The sequence below is a fragment of the Micromonospora sp. WMMD967 genome (assembly GCF_029626165.1).
Lineage (GTDB): Bacteria > Actinomycetota > Actinomycetes > Mycobacteriales > Micromonosporaceae > Micromonospora > Micromonospora taraxaci.
In genome coordinates, this window is the sequence record NZ_JARUBK010000001.1 from 1,777,364 (window position 1) to 1,796,471 (window position 19,108).

Annotated in this window: 21 protein-coding genes and 1 pseudogene; 10 read left to right on the top strand and 12 right to left on the bottom strand. The window is 71.6% G+C overall.

Going from position 1 to position 19,108, the window contains the following annotated elements:
- The first annotated feature begins 46 nt into the window (after window positions 1-46).
- Window positions 47-469, top strand: coding sequence for a preprotein translocase subunit TatB (locus O7631_RS08425; RefSeq protein WP_088986499.1), 423 nt, complete (start codon window positions 47-49; stop codon window positions 467-469).
- A gap of 822 nt (window positions 470-1,291) precedes the next feature.
- Here the strand turns inward: O7631_RS08425 and O7631_RS08430 are convergent.
- The 3 genes from O7631_RS08430 to O7631_RS08440 all read right to left on the bottom strand — a co-directional run bounded on the left by O7631_RS08430 (window position 1,292) and on the right by O7631_RS08440 (window position 4,428).
- The gene (locus O7631_RS08430; RefSeq protein ID WP_278143763.1) at window positions 1,292-2,440 is read right to left on the bottom strand and encodes an Mrp/NBP35 family ATP-binding protein; all 1,149 of its coding nucleotides are present in this window, start codon (window positions 2,438-2,440) and stop codon (window positions 1,292-1,294) included.
- A 76-nt stretch (window positions 2,441-2,516) separates the two neighbouring features.
- Entirely contained in the window at window positions 2,517-3,149 is a 633-nt protein-coding gene (locus O7631_RS08435; RefSeq protein WP_278143764.1) for a DUF1003 domain-containing protein, read from the bottom strand.
- Entirely contained in the window at window positions 3,142-4,428 is a 1,287-nt protein-coding gene (locus O7631_RS08440; RefSeq protein ID WP_278143765.1) for a CBS domain-containing protein, read from the bottom strand. Before O7631_RS08440 ends, O7631_RS08435 begins: the two co-directional genes overlap by 8 nt.
- 33 nt (window positions 4,429-4,461) lie before the next feature.
- Between O7631_RS08440 and O7631_RS08445 the strand changes: the two genes are divergently transcribed.
- Together O7631_RS08445 and O7631_RS08450 are read left to right on the top strand one after the other, a co-directional pair.
- Window positions 4,462-5,331 (top strand): PhzF family phenazine biosynthesis protein, encoded by an 870-nt coding sequence (locus O7631_RS08445; RefSeq protein WP_278143766.1) that lies wholly within the window; start codon window positions 4,462-4,464, stop codon window positions 5,329-5,331.
- 12 nt (window positions 5,332-5,343) lie between these two features.
- The gene (locus O7631_RS08450) at window positions 5,344-5,871 is read left to right on the top strand and encodes a hypothetical protein (protein ID WP_278143767.1); all 528 of its coding nucleotides are present in this window, start codon (window positions 5,344-5,346) and stop codon (window positions 5,869-5,871) included.
- An 8-nt stretch (window positions 5,872-5,879) separates the two neighbouring features.
- Here O7631_RS08450 and O7631_RS08455 read toward each other — a convergent pair whose 3' ends face one another.
- Window positions 5,880-6,599, bottom strand: coding sequence for an HAD family hydrolase (locus tag O7631_RS08455; protein ID WP_278143769.1), 720 nt, complete (start codon window positions 6,597-6,599; stop codon window positions 5,880-5,882).
- Window positions 6,600-6,705: 106 nt separating this feature from the next.
- Here O7631_RS08455 and O7631_RS08460 point away from each other — a divergent pair, with 106 nt between their 5' ends.
- The 3 genes from O7631_RS08460 to O7631_RS08470 all read left to right on the top strand — a co-directional run bounded on the left by O7631_RS08460 (window position 6,706) and on the right by O7631_RS08470 (window position 9,654).
- Complete coding sequence (locus tag O7631_RS08460; protein ID WP_278143770.1) at window positions 6,706-7,665, top strand: DMT family transporter; 960 nt, start codon at window positions 6,706-6,708, stop codon at window positions 7,663-7,665.
- A gap of 82 nt (window positions 7,666-7,747) precedes the next feature.
- Complete coding sequence (locus O7631_RS08465) at window positions 7,748-8,275, top strand: SigE family RNA polymerase sigma factor (protein ID WP_269681257.1); 528 nt, start codon at window positions 7,748-7,750, stop codon at window positions 8,273-8,275.
- Window positions 8,272-9,654: a hypothetical protein gene (locus O7631_RS08470; RefSeq protein ID WP_278143771.1), complete on the top strand. Its 1,383-nt coding sequence runs from the start codon at window positions 8,272-8,274 to the stop codon at window positions 9,652-9,654. Before O7631_RS08465 ends, O7631_RS08470 begins: the two co-directional genes overlap by 4 nt.
- Here the strand turns inward: O7631_RS08470 and O7631_RS08475 are convergent.
- Together O7631_RS08475 and O7631_RS08480 are read right to left on the bottom strand one after the other, a co-directional pair.
- The gene (locus tag O7631_RS08475; RefSeq protein WP_278143772.1) at window positions 9,569-9,922 is read right to left on the bottom strand and encodes a hypothetical protein; all 354 of its coding nucleotides are present in this window, start codon (window positions 9,920-9,922) and stop codon (window positions 9,569-9,571) included. The two genes, O7631_RS08470 and O7631_RS08475, sit on opposite strands and share 86 nt — an antisense overlap.
- A complete protein-coding gene (locus tag O7631_RS08480; protein ID WP_278147879.1) occupies window positions 9,915-10,739 on the bottom strand; it encodes an SDR family NAD(P)-dependent oxidoreductase in 825 nt (274 codons plus the stop codon). Before O7631_RS08480 ends, O7631_RS08475 begins: the two co-directional genes overlap by 8 nt.
- 128 nt (window positions 10,740-10,867) lie before the next feature.
- Between O7631_RS08480 and O7631_RS08485 the strand changes: the two genes are divergently transcribed.
- A complete protein-coding gene (locus O7631_RS08485) occupies window positions 10,868-11,824 on the top strand; it encodes a CoA ester lyase (RefSeq protein ID WP_278143773.1) in 957 nt (318 codons plus the stop codon).
- A gap of 73 nt (window positions 11,825-11,897) precedes the next feature.
- Here the strand turns inward: O7631_RS08485 and O7631_RS08490 are convergent, their stop codons facing one another.
- The gene (locus tag O7631_RS08490; RefSeq protein ID WP_278143774.1) at window positions 11,898-12,449 is read right to left on the bottom strand and encodes a DUF4190 domain-containing protein; all 552 of its coding nucleotides are present in this window, start codon (window positions 12,447-12,449) and stop codon (window positions 11,898-11,900) included.
- Window positions 12,450-12,566: 117 nt separating this feature from the next.
- Between O7631_RS08490 and O7631_RS08495 the strand changes: the two genes are divergently transcribed.
- Window positions 12,567-13,472, top strand: a complete 906-nt coding sequence (locus O7631_RS08495) for an SDR family NAD(P)-dependent oxidoreductase (RefSeq protein ID WP_278143775.1) — start codon at window positions 12,567-12,569, stop codon at window positions 13,470-13,472.
- Window positions 13,473-13,489: 17 nt separating this feature from the next.
- Here the strand turns inward: O7631_RS08495 and O7631_RS08500 are convergent, their stop codons facing one another.
- Entirely contained in the window at window positions 13,490-14,017 is a 528-nt protein-coding gene (locus O7631_RS08500; RefSeq protein ID WP_278143776.1) for a DUF4190 domain-containing protein, read from the bottom strand.
- 177 nt (window positions 14,018-14,194) lie between these two features.
- Between O7631_RS08500 and O7631_RS08505 the strand changes: the two genes are divergently transcribed.
- Window positions 14,195-15,391, top strand: a complete 1,197-nt coding sequence (locus O7631_RS08505; protein ID WP_278147880.1) for an acyl-CoA dehydrogenase family protein — start codon at window positions 14,195-14,197, stop codon at window positions 15,389-15,391.
- A 147-nt stretch (window positions 15,392-15,538) separates the two neighbouring features.
- On the opposite strand, the gene O7631_RS08510 is transcribed toward O7631_RS08505, so the two are convergent.
- The gene (locus tag O7631_RS08510) at window positions 15,539-15,946 is read right to left on the bottom strand and encodes a CoA-binding protein (RefSeq protein WP_278143777.1); all 408 of its coding nucleotides are present in this window, start codon (window positions 15,944-15,946) and stop codon (window positions 15,539-15,541) included.
- 334 nt (window positions 15,947-16,280) lie between these two features.
- Window positions 16,281-17,167, bottom strand: a pseudogene (locus O7631_RS08515) (radical SAM protein).
- Between the two features lie 92 nt (window positions 17,168-17,259).
- On the opposite strand from O7631_RS08515, the gene O7631_RS08520 reads away from it, so the two are divergent.
- On the top strand, window positions 17,260-17,679 hold the full coding sequence (locus O7631_RS08520; protein ID WP_278143778.1) for a DUF393 domain-containing protein: 420 nt from the start codon (window positions 17,260-17,262) through the stop codon (window positions 17,677-17,679).
- Here the strand turns inward: O7631_RS08520 and O7631_RS08525 are convergent.
- Together O7631_RS08525 and O7631_RS08530 are read right to left on the bottom strand one after the other, a co-directional pair.
- Window positions 17,643-18,599 (bottom strand): HTTM domain-containing protein, encoded by a 957-nt coding sequence (locus O7631_RS08525; protein ID WP_278143779.1) that lies wholly within the window; start codon window positions 18,597-18,599, stop codon window positions 17,643-17,645. The genes O7631_RS08520 and O7631_RS08525 overlap by 37 nt on opposite strands.
- Window positions 18,596-19,036 carry a hypothetical protein gene (locus tag O7631_RS08530; protein ID WP_278143780.1) on the bottom strand — a complete coding sequence of 147 codons (441 nt, stop codon included), beginning with the start codon at window positions 19,034-19,036 and terminating at the stop codon, window positions 18,596-18,598. The genes O7631_RS08525 and O7631_RS08530 overlap by 4 nt, the downstream gene beginning before the upstream one ends.
- Window positions 19,037-19,108: the final 72 nt, after the last annotated feature.

Sequence of the window (19,108 nt, forward strand, 5' to 3'; positions counted from 1 at the left end):
CCGGCGTGCGTAGTCTTGCTGCTGACGCCGAGAGGGGGCCAACGGGATGCTCGACAACCTGAACTGGTGGGAGATCGGAGCGCTGCTGCTCCTGGCGCTGCTGATCTTCGGCGACCGGCTGCCCGCGGTCATCACCGACGGCCTGCGGTTGGTGCGCAACCTGCGCAACATGGCCCGCAACGCCACCGGCGACCTGAGTCGCGAGCTGGGCACCGACATCCAGCTGGAGGATCTGCACCCCAAGGCGTTCATCCGCAAGCACCTCCTCAGCGAGGAGGACGAGGCGGCGATCCGCAAGCCGTTGCAGGGCGTCTACGACAACCTCCGCGCCGACGTCAGCACCGTGCACGACGACCTGAAGGACGTGGCCAACGCCGCGGACCTGCGCTCGGGCGGTTCCCGGTCCAGCACGGCCACCAGCAGCCCCTCGGCGCCGGCCCCCCGCGCCAGCTACGACGACGCCACCTGACCGACCCGCCGTACCGCCCGGCCTCCTGCCACGTCGTCCTTCCCGTCAGGGACCACGACAGGTCCACGCAGACCTGGCAGCCACCCCGCGCGGCCTTGCCGCGCCGCGCCGTCCTCTCCTGCTGCGCCGTGTTGCCGGGCTGCCCCGTGTTGCCAAGCTGCCCGATGTTGGCAAGCTGCCCGATGTTGCCGGGCTGCCCCGCCTTGCCGTGCCGTTCTCGCCGTGCCACCCGACGCGGCTTACGGTGCCCTTCGGCCTCTCCCGCCGTGATCAACTCGGCTCCAGGGAGCAATCTTGGACAGTTACCGTCATCGGCGAACGGAAACTGTCCAAGATTGCTCCGGGTTGACTCCGCGACCGGTAAGTCGGCGTGTCAAAAGGAGCGGGTTGCCCCAAAATTCTGAAAGCCGAGCCGATCACCCGGCGGCCTGCCACCCCGGCGGCCTGCCACCCCGGCGGCCCGCCACCCCGCCGCGCCTGGCCACGCCATGGCCCGGCGACGGCCAAGGGGGCCGCGCGCAACGACGGCTCAGCCCGCGGCCGCGCGCAACGACGGCTCAGCCCGCTGGCCACGCACAAGGAGGGCCGCGGTGAGGCCGCGCGCAACGACGGCTCAGCCCGCTGGCCACGCACAAGGAGGGGCCGCGGTGAGGCCGCGCGCAACGACGGCTCAGCCCGCTGGCCACGCACAAGGAGGGGCCGCGGTGAGGCCGCGCGCAACGACGGCTCAGCCCGCTGGCCACGCACAAGGACGGCCGCGGTGAGGCCGCGCACAAAGACGGCTCAGCCCGTCGACCGGTGGCCGACGGGCTGTGCCGGAGGTCAGCGGCCGGCGGGCTTCAGGCCGAGCGGCTTGCCGAGCAGCGACTCACGGCGTACCGCGAGCCGGTCGGCGATCGTGCCGAGTGCCGTCGCGGCCGGGGACTCCGGCTCGGCCAGCACGATCGGGTTGCCCGCGTCGCCGGCTTCGCGGACCCGGGTGTCCAGCGGGATCTGCCCGAGCAGCGGCACCTGGGCGCCGATGGTCCGGCTCAGCGACTCCGCGACGGCCGTGCCACCGCCGGCGCCGAAGATCTCCATCCGGGAGCCGTCCGGCAGTTCCAGCCAGGACATGTTCTCGATGACGCCGACCACGCGCTGGTGGGTCTGCAGGGCGATCGCGCCGGCCCGCTCCGCCACCTCGGCGGCGGCGGCCTGCGGGGTGGTGACGACCAGGATCTCCGAGTTGGGCAGCAACTGGGCCAGCGAGATGGCCACGTCACCCGTGCCCGGGGGCAGGTCCAGCAGGAGCACGTCCAGGTCACCCCAGTAGACGTCGGCCAGGAACTGCTGCAACGCCCGGTGCAGCATCGGGCCACGCCACACCACTGCGGCGTTGCCGGCGGTGAACATGCCGATCGAGATGACCTTCACGCCGTGCGACTGCGGCGGCATGATCATGTCTTCCACGCGGGTGGGACGGCCGTCCGCGCCGAGCATGCGGGGCACCGAGTGGCCGTAGATGTCGGCGTCGACCACCCCGACGGAGAGCCCGCGCGCGGCGAGCGCCGCCGCCAGGTTGACGGTCACGCTGGACTTGCCGACGCCACCCTTGCCGCTGGCCACCGCGTACACCCGGGTACGCGAGCCGGGCTGGGCGAATGGGATGACCGGCTCCTCGGTGGCACCGCCGCCGCGCAGCTGGGACTGCAACGACTGCCGCTGCTCCGGGGTCATCACCCCGAAGTCGATCTCCACCCCGGTGACGCCGGGCACCGCGGCGACGGCGGCGGTGATGTCCGTACGCAGCTTGTCCTTGAGCGGGCACCCGGCGACGGTGAGCAGCAGCTCGACGCGTACGACGCCGCTGGCAGCGATCGTGGCGGAGCGGACCATGCCCAGCTCGGTGATGGGCCGGCGGATCTCCGGGTCGTTGACGGTGGCCAGGGCGGCCTGGATCGCGTCCTCGACGGTGCTCACGGGTGCTGACATGCCCGCAATGCTACGTCGCGGGGCATCCCCTGCCGCCGCTGCCCGGTGTGGTGTGAGCCAATCGATGGCCCACCGGTCAGCCCTCCGACCGGCGCGGCCCGGTGCCGTCCGGACGGGTGTCGCGGGCGAAGTCACCGTCCAGGTCGTCGCGGGGTTCGTCCAGGCTGACCCCGTCGGTCGGTCGCTGCCCGCGCCGCTCCTGTTGACGCCGCTCCAGCCGCTGCCGGCGCTGCCCCACCTCGTCCAGCTCCTCGGCCAGCCGGGCCAGCTCGGAACGGAGGAAGTCGCGGGTCGCCACCTCGCCCAACGCGATCCGCAGCGCGGCGATCTCCCGAGCCAGGTATTCGGTGTCCGCCTTCTGCGCGGTGGCTCGCCGCCGGTCCTCCTCCGCCGCCAACCGGTCGCGGTCGGCCTGCCGGTTCTGGGCCAGCAGGATCAGCGGCGCGGCGTAGCTGGCCTGCAACGACAGCACCAGGGTCAGGAACGTGAAGGTGTACGGGTCGAAGCGCAGGTCCGCCGGGGCCAACGTGTTCCAGAGGAACCAGACCGTGATCACCACCGTCATGACGACGATGAAGTTCGCGGTCCCCATGCCCCGTGCGATGCCCTCCGACCACCTGCCGAACGCCTCGGCGTCGAAGCGGGGCAGTTTGATGCCCCGGGGCTCGCGGGGTTGGTCCAGCCGTTCGGTCCGTCGCTGCTCAGCCATCCACGCCATCCAATACGGCGTCGGTGGACCCCGGGGCGGGCAGGGCGTCCCGGTCCCGCCAGTCCCGGGGTAGCGAGTGGTCCAGTACGTCGTCGACCGTCACGGCGCCGACCAGCCGGTTGTTCCGGTCGATCACCGGCATGGCGACCAGGTCGTAGGTGGCCATCCGGCGGGTGATCTCCGGCAGCGGTGTGGTGGGGCGCAGCGGATCGATGTCGTTGACCACCACCTTGCCGAGCAGGTCGGCGGGTGGTTCGCGCAGCAGCGCCTGGAAGTGCACCATGCCCAGGTAGCGGCCGGTCGGTGTGTTCTGCGGTGCCCGGGTCACGAAGACCTGCGCGGCGACGGCGGGGGAGAGCTGCGGCTCCCGGATCCGGGCCAGCGCCTCGGCGACGGTGGCGTCCGGCGGCAGGATGACCGGCTCCGAGGTCATCACGCTGCCCGCCGTGCCCGGCGTGTACTTCAGCAGCTGACGCACCGGGTCGGCCTCGTCGGGCTCCATCAGGTCGAGCAGGACGTCCTGTTCCGGTGGGGGCAGTTCGTTGAGCAGGTCCGCGGCGTCGTCCGGATCCATCTCCTCGAGGACGTCGGCGGCCCGTTCCCGGCCCAGGGCGGCGAGGATCTCCACCTGGTCGTGCTCCGGTAGCTCGCTGAGCACGTCGGCCAGCCGCTCGTCGTCCAGCGCCGCCGCTACCTCGTTGCGCCGCGCGTCGGGCAGGTCCTGCAGGGCGTTGGCCAGGTCGGCGGGGCGCATGTCCTCCAGGACGGCGAGCAGGTTGGCCGTACCCCGGTTGTCGGCGATGCCGCTGAGCCCGCGCACCCGGTCCCACTCGACCTGGTGCAGGTGACCGCGGCGGGTGAGTCGACCGGTGTGCTCCCGGACGGCGACCCGGGTCAGTGACCACTCGCCGCCCCGGGAGCACTCCATGGCGACGTCCACCACCGCGCCGGGCTGGCCGCCGGGGTCGAGTTGCACCCGCCGGTCCAGTAGTTCCTGGAGCACCAGCAGCTCGTTCGGGCGCTTCTCGAACCGGCGGAGGTTGAGGGTGCCGGAGCCGAGCACGACGGCGTCCGCGTCGATGGAGGTGATCCGGTTGATGGACAGGAAGATCCGACGACGCATCGGCATCTCGGCGACCAGGCCCACCACCTCCGGCGGACGTTTCGTCGCCCGGAGCCGCGCCACGGCGTCACGCACCCGGCCCACCTGGTCACCGTTCGGATCGAAGACGGCGACTCCGGCGAGACGGGCGATGTAGATCCGGGCCGGCGTGCTCACGGGCACCAGCCTAAGCGCCTAGTGTTTATCAACATGTCGACCTTGGCCTACGAGATCGTGGACGTCTTCACCGACCGCCCCTTCGCCGGCAACCCGCTGGCCGTGGTGTTCGGCGCGGAAGGGCTGGCCACCGAGCAGATGCAGGCACTGGCGTTGGAGTTCAATCTCTCCGAGACGGTGTTCGTGCTGCCTCCGACCCAGGTCGGCGTCACCTACCGGGCACGGATCTTCACTCCGGTGGAGGAGTTGCCCTTCGCCGGACACCCGAGTGTCGGCGCGGCGGTCACCGCGAGCCGGCGGGGCATGTTCGGTGTGGGGTCTGTCACCCAGGAGTGCCACGCCGGGGTGCTGCCGATCGAGGTGACCGCCTCCGGGGCGACGCTGACCGGTGGCACACCGACCCTCGGGCCGGAGCTGGATCCGGAGCCGCTGCTGGAGATCGCCGGGCTGACCGCTGACGACCACGTCGGCCCGGCGCCACGCGTCGCCGGCTGTGGCTTGGAGTTCCCGTACCTGCCGGTGCGCCCGGAGTCGGTGGCCCGCGCCACTGTGAACGCGGCCGCGGCGCAGCGGTACGGGGTTTCGCACGTCAGCGTCTTCTCCTGGGACGGGGCGACGCAAACCGCGCACGCCCGGGTCTTCGTGCCCGGCATCGGCATTCCGGAGGACCCGGCGACCGGCTCGGCGGCGCTCGGCCTGGGTGTCTGGCTGGTGGCGACGGGCCTGCTGCCGGGCGAGGGGCTGTCCCGTTACGCGGTCCGTCAGGGTGTCGAGATGAACCGCCCGTCGGCCCTGGCCTGCACTGTCACCGCGGCGAACGGCGTGGCGGTCGGCGCGACGGTCGCCGGTCAGGTCATGCCGGTGGCCCGGGGTGAGATCGCCGTCCCGCCGTTCGTCGGTTGAGCCCGGACGCCGATGCGGGAGGATGCGAGGGTGACTGACGACACGCAGGGCTCGACGCCGCTGGTCGACGAGGCGATGAAGAAGGCCGCGGTGGCCTGGGTGAGCGTGTCGGGCGGGCCGGCGCTCGCGCTCTGGTGCGCCCCTCTCGAGGGCGCGCTCCTGGTGGTCAGCGGGCCGGGCGAGCAGGCGGCGCCGGGCCTGGCCGACGCGACCGAGGCGCAGGTCTCCCTGCGTGGCGATCACGGTGGTCGGATCGTCACCTGGCCGGCGAGGGTGAGCCGGGTGCGGCCGGGCACCGAGGAGTGGGACACCATCGCGCCGCTGGTGGCGGCGAAGCGCCTCAACGCGGCCGGTCCGATCGCCGACCTGGTGGCCCGCTGGGCTGCCGAGGGGTGCGCGGTGAACCGGCTCGCCCCGGCGGGGACACCGCTGGCCGGCACGGAGCTGCCGGCCGACGCGCAGGCCGAGCCACCTCGGGCCACCCCGGCGGTCCGGGCCACGCGCAAGCCGTTCCGCCTGCACCGGGTTCGTCGTCGCTGATCAACTCGTCATGCCGCCCGGCCGCCGACCCCCACCACCTCGGCGTCGCTGTCGACGAGGGCCAGCACCTCGCCCAGGGTGGCGAGCGTCGGCCCGCGCCAGTCCAGGTCGGCGTTGAACACCATGTGCGTGGCCAGGTCCGGGGCGGCGAGCCGGACGGCCGTCATCCCGGCCCTCTCTGCGCCGGTCAACTCCTGGCTGCCGCCGTCGCCGACGTACAGGCAGTCGCCGGGCGTGAGCCCGAGTCGCTGGCAGGCGGTCAGGTAGAGCGCCGGATCCGGTTTGCACCGTCCGACCTGCACCGAGAAGACCCGCACGTCGAGCAGGGGGGCGATGGCGAGCTGTGGCATGAAGGCCGGCAGTTCGTGCGTACAGTCGCTGATCACACCGGTGCGCAGGCCACGCTGGCGTAGGGCCGCGAGCACCGGCACGGCGTCGGCCCGTAGCCAGGTGTCCGCGCGGACCGCCCGGTGTCGGGACGCCACGGCCGCCCGCACCGCATGGTCGCTGGGGTGTACGCCGGCCTGGGCGCACACCCAGCGAAGGGTCGCCTCGGCGTTGCCGAGCAGGCCGGTGGCCCGTTCGTAGTAGGTACGGTCCAACACCTCGGTCAACGTGTCGGTGTGACAGCCGAGCAGCTCGGCTGTGCTGGCGTGCGCGACACCGCGCTGCACCGAGCGGGTCAGGGTGCCGAAGAAGTCGAACAGCACCGCCTGGTAGGTGGGCATGGGGGAGCGCCTCCGGGCGGTCGAGGGTCGCCGGCGCGGACGCGCGTGATCGTAACGGAGTGATGACCCTCCGTGCTGTCCGTCATACGTGTGAGGATTACGTCCCGTGCCCCCACCTTCACACCGGCCGTCACTGGATCCGCTGACCACCGGCGCGGTCGGCCTGGCCGTGGTCGCGGTGTCGTCGTCCGCGCCGCTGATCGCGTACGCCGCCGCGCCCGCGCTGGCCATCGCGTTCTGGCGTAACCTGCTCGCGGTCGCCGTGCTGGGCCCGTTCTCGCTGGCCCGACGCCGTGCCGAGTTCCGCCGGCTCGCTACCGGCGTGGGTCGGCGGGAGGGGCTGTTCTGCGTCCTGTCCGGTGTCGCGCTGGCCGGTCACTTCGCCACCTGGGTGCCGAGCGCCCAGCTCACCACCGTCGCCACGTCCACCGCGCTGGTGGCCACCCAGCCGGTCTGGCAAGGGCTGATCGCCCGCGCCCAGGGGCGTCGGCTGCCCCGGATCGTGTGGATCGGCATCGCCGTGGCGGTCGGCGGGGCGGCGGTCGCCACCGGCGTGGACGTGGGGGTCTCCGGCCGGGCCGTCCTCGGCGACGTGCTGGCGCTGGCCGGCGCCATGTTCGCCGCCGTCTACACCGCCTTCGGCGAACGGGCCCGGACCAGCATCAGCACCACCACGTACACCACTATCTGCTACGGGATCTGCGCGCTGATCCTGCTGGCCATGTGCCTGGTCGGGGGCGTACGGCTGACCGGGTTCGACGGACGCACCTGGCTGGCCATCCTGGCCCTGGTGGTCGGCGCTCAACTGCTCGGGCACTCGATGTTCAACTACGCCCTGCAGAAGATCCCGGCGACCACTGTGAGCGTGCTGATCCTGCTGGAGGCGCCCGGTGCGGCACTGCTCGGGTGGGCCTGGCTGGGTCAGGTTCCCCGCCCGTACGCGCTGCTGGGGATGGCGTTGCTGCTGGCCGGTGTGGCGGTGGTGGTGTTGGGCGGTGCCCGCGCCGGTCGCCGTGCAGCCGCGCCCACCGCTCTGCCCACCGACCCGACCCCGCTCGACGACTGATCGCACGACACGAGGAATCTGGGCGGTGATTCCCTCCGTGACGGACCCGCCGCGCGTCTATCCCGGTGAGGAGGGCGATCCGTTGACGACTGAGGACCGCACCCGGGACGGCTTCGCCGACTTCGTCCGGGCCGAGACCGCCGGGCTGACCCGGCTCGCGTACCTGTTGACCGGTGACCGGCACCATGCCGAGGATCTGGTCCAGGTGGCGCTGGCGCGGGTCGCGGTGCGGTGGGAGCGGATCGCCGACCCGCGCGCCTACCTGCGTCGGGTGCTGTGCACGCAGGCGGCCAGTTGGTGGCGCTGGCGGCGGGCCCGCCCGCCCGAGCGGCTGGACGGGGCGCTGCCGGAACGCGCCGGACCCGGTGACGACACCGATCTGCGGCTGGTGCTGTCGGCGGCGTTGGCCCGGCTGACCGCGCGGCAGCGCGCGGTCCTCGTGTTGCGCTACTACGAGGACCGCACCGAGACGGAGACGGCAGCGCTGCTCGGCTGCCGGGTCGGCACTGTGAAGAGCCAGACCCGGCACGCCCTTCGCCGGCTGCGGGTGCTCGCCCCCGAGTTGGCCGAACTCGTCGGCCAGAGCCCGCAGGAGGTGACCTCCCGATGACCGCCCGACTCTCCGAGGCGCTGCGCCGTCTCGCCGCCGACGTGCCACCCGCGCGCGTACCGGACGGGCTCTTCGACGCGGCGCGGACCCGGCACCGTCGTCGCCGGGCCGCCGTCGCCGGCGCGCTCGCCGTCCTGGTCCTCCTCCTCGGCACCGGGTACGCGCTGCACCCGGTGGCCCTGCCCCTGCCCGCCGGCCCGCGTCACGACGCCCCCGGCCTACCGACCAAGCTGGTCGATCCGCCGCTGCGGACCGCCTCGGTGGGTCACTCGGCACCTGGGGTGGCGGCGATGCTCTTCGGTGGTCCCGCCGTGCGCACCAACTGGTTCGAGACGCGGATGGGTGTGGTGGCGGCGGACGACGACCGCTACCGGGTGCTGGACGGCGATCCGGCCGTCGCGGGTTTCGAGGCGTTGCTCTCCCCGGACGGCCGGTACGTGTGGGTGGGCGACTCCCTGGTCGACCTGACGTCCGGGAAGAGCACCCCGGACCGCCCGGACGGCTACCCGCTCGCCTTCGCACCGAACGGGAAACGCCTGGTCTACGCCGACCCGGACACCACGTTCACGTCCCCGAACACCTACTCCACCCCGTACGTCGGCGTCTACGACCGGGATCGCGGGACGGACGTGCTGCGGGTGCCTGTCGACACCGCCTGGATCCCGCCGGGGCGCACGGCCGCGCTGTCGCCGGACGGCGGTGACCTCGCCCTCCAGGTCCGCGACGAGGTCTGGCTGACCCGGGTGGGTGACGCGGGCGCGGATCGGCTCGCCGAGCCGTACCGGAAGTTGCCGCTGGTCGGCGGGCGGCTCGCCGGGGCCGGCTCCTGGCTGCCGGACGGCCGGTCGGTGGCGGTGCTGGGCCGGTCCACCTGCACCGACTGCCCGGTGCCGTCCTACCGGCGCACCTGGACACTGGACCTGCGGTCCACTGCCGACGGCACCCCGTTGGCCGGCACGGCGTTCCCACCGGTGCGTTCCCGCTCGTTCGTGCAACTGCTCGGTTGGCGCTCGGTGGACGAGGCTGTCGCGTTGGTCGGCGTGCCGGGGCCGGAGGCGCAGGACCTCCCGGAGGAGCACGACATCGCGTGGGGGCCGTATCACGAGGTCGGCACGGAGGCCGTGGAACTCGTGGTGCTCCGTCGGGGCGCGACAGCCCCGGACGTGCTCTTCCGGACCCCGGAGGGGATCACCGACCTGTCGGTCGCCGCCGACCTCGCGATCAGCGGGGCGGTACGCGAGTCCGGCCGCCCCCACTACGGGCCGCCGCCGTTCTGGGCGCTCGCTGTGGGTTTCATCCTGGTGGTCCTGGTCGCGGTGCCGGTGCTGTCGGGGCTGCGACGTCGGCGTGACCGGCGACGGGCTCGTGTACCTCGATGACCCGGGTGGTCGGGGCGGCCGCACCGAGCGCGCTCCGTAGGGCCGCCCGGTCCGGGTCGGCGAGGAACGACTCGTACCCGGCCCGGGAGTCGAACCGGATCACGTGCACCTCGGTCCGGCTGTCGGTGCCGTGTAACCGCCGGTCGAGGTGGCCGCCGTGTCGTTCGAGCAGGGCCAGCACGGCGTCCTCGTAACGCTGTCCGGCCGTCTCGGCACCGGCGGCGAACTCGACGATCGCGACGAGTGTCAGCCCGGCGTCGCTAGTCATCGATGCCCACCGCCTTGGCGCTGGCCTCCCAGAGCCGGGCCGCGAGGTGCGGGTTCGTGGCCTTCCGGTACGGCCGACGCGGCCGACGGTCGACGTAGTAACCCCCGTCGACCAGTCGGGAGCGATCCTGGTTGGCCAACCACACCAGGGTTTCGGCGCCCTTCTCCGGGCTGCGGAATGGCATGAACCGCATCCCGATGGCCACCAACCTGCTGTCGTTGCCGAACCGGGTACGCACCACCCCGGGGTGGAAGCTGTACACGGACATGCTCGGCCAGCGCCGGGCCGCCTCGACGGTGAACAGGACGTTCGCCTGTTTGCTGGTGCCGTACGCGCTCGTCGGCCGGTAGCCGCGCAGTGGCGCGTTCAGGTCGTCCGGGTCCAATGCGCCGAACCGGTGCGCGCCGGAGGCGGTAACCACGACCCGCTTGACCCGGTCGGCAAGCAGATTGGTCAGCAGGAACGGAGCCAGGTGGTTGGCCTGGATGGACATCTCGAAGCCGTCGACGGTGGTGAGCGGTTGCAACGCGATCGCCCCGGCGTTGTTGGCGAGCACGTCGATCCGGTCGTACGTCGCCCGTAGCTGCTCGGCGAGCCGGCGTACGTCGTCGAGGATCGCGAAGTCGGCCCGGAACAACTCCGGACGCTCACCGGAGTTCTCGCGTACCCGTTCCGCTGCGGCCTGGAGTCGCGCCGGGTCCCGTCCGACCAGCACCACCTGGTCACCCCGGCAGGCCAGCCCCACGGCGGCTGCCAACCCGATGCCGGAGCTGGCCCCGGTCACCACCACCAGCCGACGCCCAGTGAGATCTTCCACAGGTCCATTCACCCCGGTCATGGCGCGAGGTTACCGTGGCGTCACAACGCCCTTTGGGATCGTTAAGGTCTCGGATCTGTCGTCAGGTGGCGTCGGCATGCCCGCCGGACGCTGGAAGGAGCGCATCCATGGCCGTTGTCGGTCGCCCCCGCAGGTCCTGCCTCGCCGTCCCGGGTTCCAGCGTCAAGATGCTGGGCAAGGCCCAGGGTCTCCCGGCCGACCAGGTCTTCCTCGACCTGGAGGACGCCGTCGCCCCGCTGGCCAAGCCGGACGCGCGCAAGAACATCGTGGCCGCCCTCAACGAGGGTGACTGGGCCGGCAAGACCCGGGTGGTCCGGGTCAACGACCTGACCACCCCGTGGACCTACCGGGACGTCATCGAGGTCGTCGAGGGGGCCGGCGCGAACCTGGACTGCGTCATGCTGCCCAAGGTGCAGAACGCCGCCCAGGTGCAGTGGCTGGACCTGACGCTCACCCAGATCGAGAAGACGATCGGCCTCGAGGTCGGTCGGATCGGCATCGAGGCGCAGATCGAGAACGCCGCCGGACTGGTCAACGTGGACGCGATCGCCGCCGCCTCGCCGCGCGTGGAGACGATCATCTTCGGCCCGGCCGACTTCATGGCGTCGATCAACATGAAGTCGCTGGTGGTCGGCGGCCTGATCCCGGACTACCCGGGCGACCCGTACCACTACATCCTGATGCGGATCCTGATGGCCGCGCGGATGCACGACAAGCAGGCCATCGACGGCCCGTTCCTGCAGATCCGGGACGTCGACGCGTTCCGCGAGGTGGCCAAGCGTTCCGCGGCGCTGGGCTTCGACGGCAAGTGGGTGCTGCACCCGGGCCAGATCGACGCCGCCAACGAGGTGTACCAGCCGGCGCAGGCCGACTACGACCACGCCGAGCTGATCCTCGACGCGTACGAGCACTACACCTCCGAGGCCGGTGGCAAGCTGGGCGCGGTGATGCTCGGCGACGAGATGATCGACGAGGCGTCCCGCAAGATGGCCCTTGTCATCTCCGCGAAGGGTCGGGCCGCCGGCATGAGCCGTACCTCGTCGTTCACCCCACCGGCGGAGTGACGCGTACCGGGCCGGGTCGACAGCCACCGGCCGTCGACCCGGCCCGGGTGGTACGCCGACCCGGCCGCCGCTCTCAGTAGCTGCTGCTGCCGCTGTCGCCGGTCGTGATCGCGAAGATGATCGCGGCGACGTAGAAGGCGATGCCCAGCACCATCAGCGCGGTGATGATCCAGCCGACGATGATGCCGGCCTTCGCCATCCCCTCACCGCCCTCGCCGCTGACCCGGATCTGCTTCTGCGCCACGTGACCGAGGATCGCCCCGATCGGCGCGGTGACGCCGCAGGTGGTGACGCCTACCAGGGCCAGCACCAGCGAGGCGATGGCCAGCCCGTTGGTCTTCGGCTGGGGCGGGTAGCCGTATCCGGGGTGCTGCGGCGGGTAGCCGGGCGGTGGCCCGTACGCCGTCACCGGCTGCCCCGGCGGCGTCTTCGCACCCGCGTACGGGTCGCCCGGCGTGTACGGATCCACGGGCGCGTACGGGTCACCCGGCGCGTACGGGTTGGCGGGGCCGGGCTGGGTGGGTACCGGCTGACCGGCCACCACTGTCGGGTCCGGTGCGGGGCTCGACGGCTGAGCCGACCACGTGGGGTCGCTCCAGCCGCCGGGCGGCGGGGGATTTGTCATACGAACTCTCCGTCAGGTCGGGTGCGGCATCAGGGTAGCCAGCACCGCCCAAACCCGACGCCCCCGCTACCGGGTGCCGCGTTGCTCGGGCAGGTCCCAGCGGGCAGGATCCCTGGCATGGCATTCGACGCGCGCGCCGCGGACCGTTCCGGCAGCCGACCCCGACGGGACGTTAGCCGCCCAGGCGTCGCCCGGCGTGCCCGTGCGGCAGCGCCGACGGGCAGTTCCGGTTCCGAAGAGCCGGTCGCACTCGGGGATCCGGTGACCATGCGGCTCGACGGCCGCGTCGCCCTGGTGACCGGGGCGGGCAGTCCGGACGGCATCGGGTACGCCACCGCCCGCCGTCTCGCCGACCTGGGCGCCCGCGTGGCCATCGTCTCCACCACCCGGCGCATCCACGAGCGGGCCGGTGAGCTGGGGGTGACCGGTTTCGTCGCGGACCTGACCGACGAGTCCGAGGTCGGTGCGCTCGCCGACGCGGTCGCCGAGCAGTTGGGCGACGTCGAGGTGCTGGTCAACAACGCGGGCCTGGCCAGCCGTGCCAGCCAGGGCGTGCTGCGGCCGGTCGCCCAGCTGACCTACGACGAGTGGCGGGGCGAGATCGACCGCAACCTGTCCACAGCGTTCCTGTGCAGCCGCGCGTTCATCGGGGGCATGGCCGAACGGGGCTGGGGTCGGATCGTCAACCTCGCGGCCACGGCCGGCCCGGTCAACGCCCTGCCCACCGAGGCCGCGTACGCGGCGGCGAAGGCAGGGGTCGTCGGGTTGACCCGGGCGTTGGCCATGGAGATGATCGCCGACGGGGTGACGGTGAACGCCGTCGCGCCCGGCACGATCTACACTGCCGCGTCCACGATGGCCGAGATCAAGCAGGGGTTGGGCACTCCGGTGGGTCGACCGGGCACCCCGGACGAGGTCGCCGCGGCGATCAGCTTCCTCTGCTCGCCGGCTGCCTCGTACATCACGGGTCAGATGCTGGTGGTGGACGGCGGCAACAGCGTCCGCGAGGCCCGGTTCCGCTGACCTCGGTGGCCCGGCGGTCAGTAACTTCCGCCGTCACCGTTGTTGCTCAACACGACGAGCGCCAACCAGCCGCAGCAGGCCAGGACCGTGAGCCCGGTGAAGACGTAACCGAGGATCAGGCCCCAGGTGGCGAGCTGGTCGCCGTCCTCACCGCTGGTGCGGATCTGCCGCTTGGCCACGTGGCCGAGGACGGCGCCGGCCGGCGGGAACACGAACGCGAACACCAGCGACAGGATCGCGAGGATGTTGGTGCCCCGGCCCGGGCCGCCAGGTGGCGGGCCGTACTGACCGTAGGGTCCCTGCGGAGGGTACGGCGGCTGCTGGCTCCAGTGCGGCGACTGCTGCGGTCCCTGGTGCGCGTACGGCGAGGGGTCGTCCGCCGGTGGCCCGTACGGTGAGCGTTCCGCCGGTAGCTCGAACGCCGGCTGGTCCGACGGCGGCTGGCCGGGTGGTGGCGGCGCGTACGGCGACTGGTCCCGTGGTGGCTCGTAGGGCGACGGTGGCGGCTCGTCCCCTGGTGGTCCCGACGGCGGCGGGTAGCTCACTGCTGCACTCCTCCTGCCGGTGCCGGAAAAGTCCCTCTTGCCGGACGCTACCCGTAGCGGTGAACCTTTTCACAGCGGTTGTGTGGACTGGTCACCTTGGCCTCGTCGGTCCCCGAGGTCGATACTTACCCGGCGTTCAGTTACCCATGAGTAGTGCGCGGATCCCCGGAGGCTGAGATGGCCCGACTCGCCCAGACGCCCGGCCTGACCGATGTGCAACAGTCGATCCTGGAGACCGTTCGGGACTTCGCCGACAAGGAGATCATCCCGCACGCGCAGCGGCTGGAGCACGCCGACGAGTACCCCACCGACATCCTCGACGGCATGCGCGAGATGGGGCTGTTCGGCCTCACCATCGACGAGGAGTACGGCGGTCTGGGCGAATCGTTGCTCACCTACGCGCTGGTGGTGGAGCAACTGTCCCGAGGCTGGATGTCGATCTCCGGCATCGTCAACACCCACTTCATCGTGGCGTACCTGATCTCCCAGCACGGCTCCGCCGAGCAGAAGGCCCGCCTGCTGCCGAAGATGGCCACCGGCGAGGTCCGCGGCGCGTTCTCGATGTCCGAACCGGAGACCGGCTCCGACGTCTCCGCCATCAAGTCCCGGGCCGTCCGCGACGGTGAGCACTACGTGCTCAACGGACAGAAGATGTGGCTGACCAACGGGGCGTACTCCTCGGTGGTGGCCACCCTGGTCAAGAGCGACACCGGCGCCGACTCGGTGTACGGCAACATGAGCACCTTCCTGCTGGAGAAGGAGCCGGGCTTCGGCGAGACCGCCCCCGGCCTCACCATCCCCGGCAAGATCGAAAAGATGGGTTACAAGGGCGTCGAGACCACCGAGATGGTCCTCGACGGGGTGGCGGTGCCCGACTCCGCGATCCTCGGCGGCGCCGACCAGGTGGGGCGCGGCTTCTACCAGATGATGGACGGCATCGAGGTGGGCCGGGTCAACGTGGCCGCCCGCGCCTGCGGCATCTCCATCCGCGCCTTCGAGTTGGCGGTCGGTTACGCCCAGCAGCGCAAGACCTTCGGCCAGCCGCTCGCCAAGCACCAGGCCATCGCCTTCAAGCTCGCCGAGATGGGCACGAAGATCGAGGCAGCGCACGCCCTCATGGTCAACGCCGCTCGCCTCAAGGACGCCGGCCAGCGCAACGACGTCGAGGCCGGGATGGCCAAGCTGCTCGCCTCGGAATACTGCGCCGAGGTCGTCCAGGAGGCGTTCCGCATCCACGGCGGCTACGGCTACTCCAAAGAGTACGAGATCGAGCGGCTGATGCGGGAGGCCCCGTTCCTGCTCATCGGTGAGGGCACCTCGGAGATCCAGAAGACCATCATCTCCCGCGGTCTCCTAAAGGAATACAAGCTCTAACCCTCGCCCCCCTGCCCCCTGCCTCGTCGATCATGGAGTTGTGGTGGGTGACAAAGGCGGCTAATCGCCACAGATCGGGCACCGCAACCCCATGATCGACCAGGTGGAGTCGGGCCGGGGTCGGGCCGGGGTAGGGCCGGGGCTTGGTCAGGGGAGGCGGGTCAGGTCGCCGGCGGCGCGTTCGACGATGAGGCACCGGTCCTCGACGTACTCCATGCCCGCCTCCTCGGCGATCCGCCGCGCCTCGGCGGAGACGATGCCCAGTTGCAGCCAGACCGCCGGGGCGCCGATCGCCGCCGCGTCCCGAACCACCTGCACGGCGTCGGCCGCCGGCCGGAACACGTCCACCAGGTCGACCGGGTGCGGGATGTCGGCAAGCGTCGGGTACGCCCGCTCCCCGAACAGTTCGTCGACAGTGGGGTTGACCGGGATGATGCGCCAGCCGTAGCGCTGCATCTGCAACGGCACGGAGTGCGCGGCCTTCAACGGGTCGCGGGACGCACCCACGACGGCGATCACGGCGGAGTCGGCGAGGATCTGCTGAGCGGTACGCACCCGCCGACTGTAGCTCCGAGCCCGACTGGGCCGTGTGTCAAAGCTCTTGGCCGCCCGGGCCCCGCCTCAGGTCGACCTCGGTCTTCGGCGTCGACCTAGACGAGTAAGTCCGGGGACCCCGGCTGAGGCTGTACACGCAGCCAGCGGCCGTCGGTGACCGTCGGTTACTCCGCCGGGTGTCGGATGCGGAGCGAGCGATATACCTCAGAGTCATATTTATACCTCTGAGGTATATCGCTCAACAGCACATCGACATGGCCGACCAGCTGAAGCTGGTGGCGTGCAGCACCCGTCGCCGCGCCCGCAGCCCCGGCTCGGTCAGAGACGTACTTGTCTAAAGCAGGGTCAGTTGCTCGGCTGCCGAAGGTGGCGGTGGTTCGGGCAGGTTGCGGTTGTCGCCTCGTTCGCCGCGGTGCATCCCGTGCCGGCGGGCAGCGATCCGCACCCGTGCGGTCACCTCCCGCTGGTAGGCCTGCGGGGCGTACGCGCCAGCCCGGTACAGCTCGCGGTAGCGGGGCACCAGGTGTGGGTGCTCCCGGGCGAGCCAGGGCGCGTACCACTCCCGTGCGCCGGGGCGCAGGTGCAGAGGCAGCGCGGTCACGCTGGTCGCCCCGGCCGCAGCGATTGTTCGTCGACGAACCCCACCGAGAACGAGATGCCCACGCTGGTGACCTCGGCGGCTTGGCGCAGCAGGGGCAGGTCGCGCAGGATCAGCGTGCCCTTGGTCAGGATCGAGAACGGGTTGGCGAAGTCCCGTAGGGCCGCGATGATCTGCGGCATCAACCGGTAGCGACCCTCGGCCCGCTGGTAGCAGTCGACGTTGGTGCCCATCGCCACGTGCGCGCCGCGCCACTTCGGCGCGGCAAGCTCCCGCCGCACCAGCTCACCGGCGTTGACCTTGACGATCACCTTCCGGTCGAAGTCCGCACCGGCATCGAGGTCGAGGTAAGTGTGAGTATTTCTCGCGAAACAATATCGGCATGCATGAGTGCATCCACGGTACGGGTTGATGGTCCATTCGAAGGGCACGCGCGACTGCCCGGGCACCCGGTTGAGGATGGACTTGGCCTGCACCTCGTAGAAGGTCATCCCGGCGAACTCGGGGGTGTCGAAGGTGCGGGCGACGGCGCCGGGCAGCGCCAGCGGCAGGGGTGGCGTCGCTGGCGCTGCCCGCTCGGGGTCTCCCTCAGCCGGGGGAGCGGTGAGGTTGTCCCAGCGCATGGGCATTATTCGAACACGTGTACGAGCACGGCGCAAGTGACCCGCCGTACACCGGTGGGCGTCCGGGTGGTTGGTGAGGGGAGGATGGACGCATGGAGACGTCGACCTTCGTCTACGACGGGGACTGCGCGTTCTGCACGCAGTGCGCGGATTTCATTGCCCGCCGCATTCCGACCGGCGCACGGGTGGTGCCCTGGCAGTTCGCCGACCTGGACGCGCTCGGCCTCACGGTGGCCCAGTGCGAGGAGGCCGTGCAGTGGGTCGGTGCGGACGGCGTACGCGCCGCCGGCCCGGATGCCATCGCGCAGCTGCTGGCCGGCAGCGGCCCGGTCTGGCGGATGGCCGGTGCGGGTCTGCGGTTCCCGCCGGTACGCGTCGCGGCCTGGCCGGTGTACCGCTGGGTGGCCCGCAACCGGCACCGCCTGCCCGGTGGCACGGCTGCCTGTTCGTTACCGCAGGAGGCCCGCGAACGGCTCTACGGCCCGGCTGGACGCCCCACCACCGAGGCCTGATCCCCGAGTGGCTCCGGTGTCGGATCGGCGTCCGGTGAGGCCGGTTCCACGGCCGACCCGTCGCCGGACGGCCCGGAAGCATCGCGACGGAGGGCGTCGCGGCCGACGAGCCGGCGGGCCCAGACCACCGGGCGGACCCGTTCCAGCGGCAGGAAGCTGGTCATCGCGGCCAGGTGCGGCGCGAACGAGATCGTGATGGTCGCGATGGTGACCGCGTGGAACGAGTAGAAGAAGCCGACCATGGCGAGTCGCCAACGGGGTGGCAGGAAGAAGACCACCGGGCTGAGCAGCTCGAACGCCACGATGCCGAACTGGGCGACGATCAGCAGGTACGGCACCTGGGCGATGAGGTCGGCCAGGTCGGTGCCGCGCCGGATGATCGCGCGGGCCAGCACCGAGCCGGTGAGCCAGTCCAGGCCGCCGAAGCGCAGCTTGGCGAAGGCGGCCAGGAAGTACGTGCAGATCACCGCGATCTGGGTGACTCGCAGAGCCCAGCCGCCGGCCTCGGTGCGGGTGGTGTCGCCGTGCCGGGCCCGGCCGGCGGTGGGGAGCACGGCCAGCGCGACGAGCAGCCCGAACCGGTCGTGGTCGACCTTTCCGTAGCTCATCGCGATGATCATCCACTCCAGGTAGAGCGCGCAGACCGCCCAGCCGAGCAGACGGGGGGCTCGTCCGGTCGCGGCGAGGAGGGCGAGCGCCAGCAACGCCCAGAAGATCACCGTCACCAGCGTCTCGGTCGGCGTCGGGAGCGGGATCAGACGACCGATCAGCAACGGCTGGTAGAGGTCGCCGGGCACGCTGACCCTGGTGCGCACCCAGGGAGTGAAGATCACCAGGTCGGCGGCGACGAAGAGGTAGATCAGGGTCCGGAACGCGGCCACCCGGCCCCGGGGGACGGCCTCGGTCAGCCAGCGGGTCATCGGGTCGCCTGCCAGCTGACGACTGTCTGGTCGGTGTGCTGCCCGGTCGGCCGGCCGGCGCGGATGCCGTGCCAGCGGATGACGATGCGGACCTCGACCAGCGCGGGGGCGTCCGGGTGGCGTTCGGCGTACGCGTCGGCGACCTCGGTGAGCAGCGTCGGGTCGGCGGCGTACCGGGCCTGTTGACCCTCGATCTCGGCGCGACGGATGCCGGTCGCGTCCTGGTCGAGGTCGATCACCGTGCCGGCGCTGTTCACTCCCTCGACGCGGGTGTCGGGGGCGGGCGCGTTCGGCGGGTTGGAGGTGGAGTACATCCGGAACGGGCCGAACGGGAAGTCGTCGTCGCTGCCCCAGAAGGTGCCGACCAGTAGCAGGGCGAGGCCGAGTGCGGTCGCGCCGAGCCGGGTCACGCGCCCGCGGGTGGTCAGGGTCTCCATCGGGTCGTGACGATACGGGATGTACCGGCCGTGCCGGGTCCCACCGACGGTCAGTTCGGCCTGCCCGGGTAG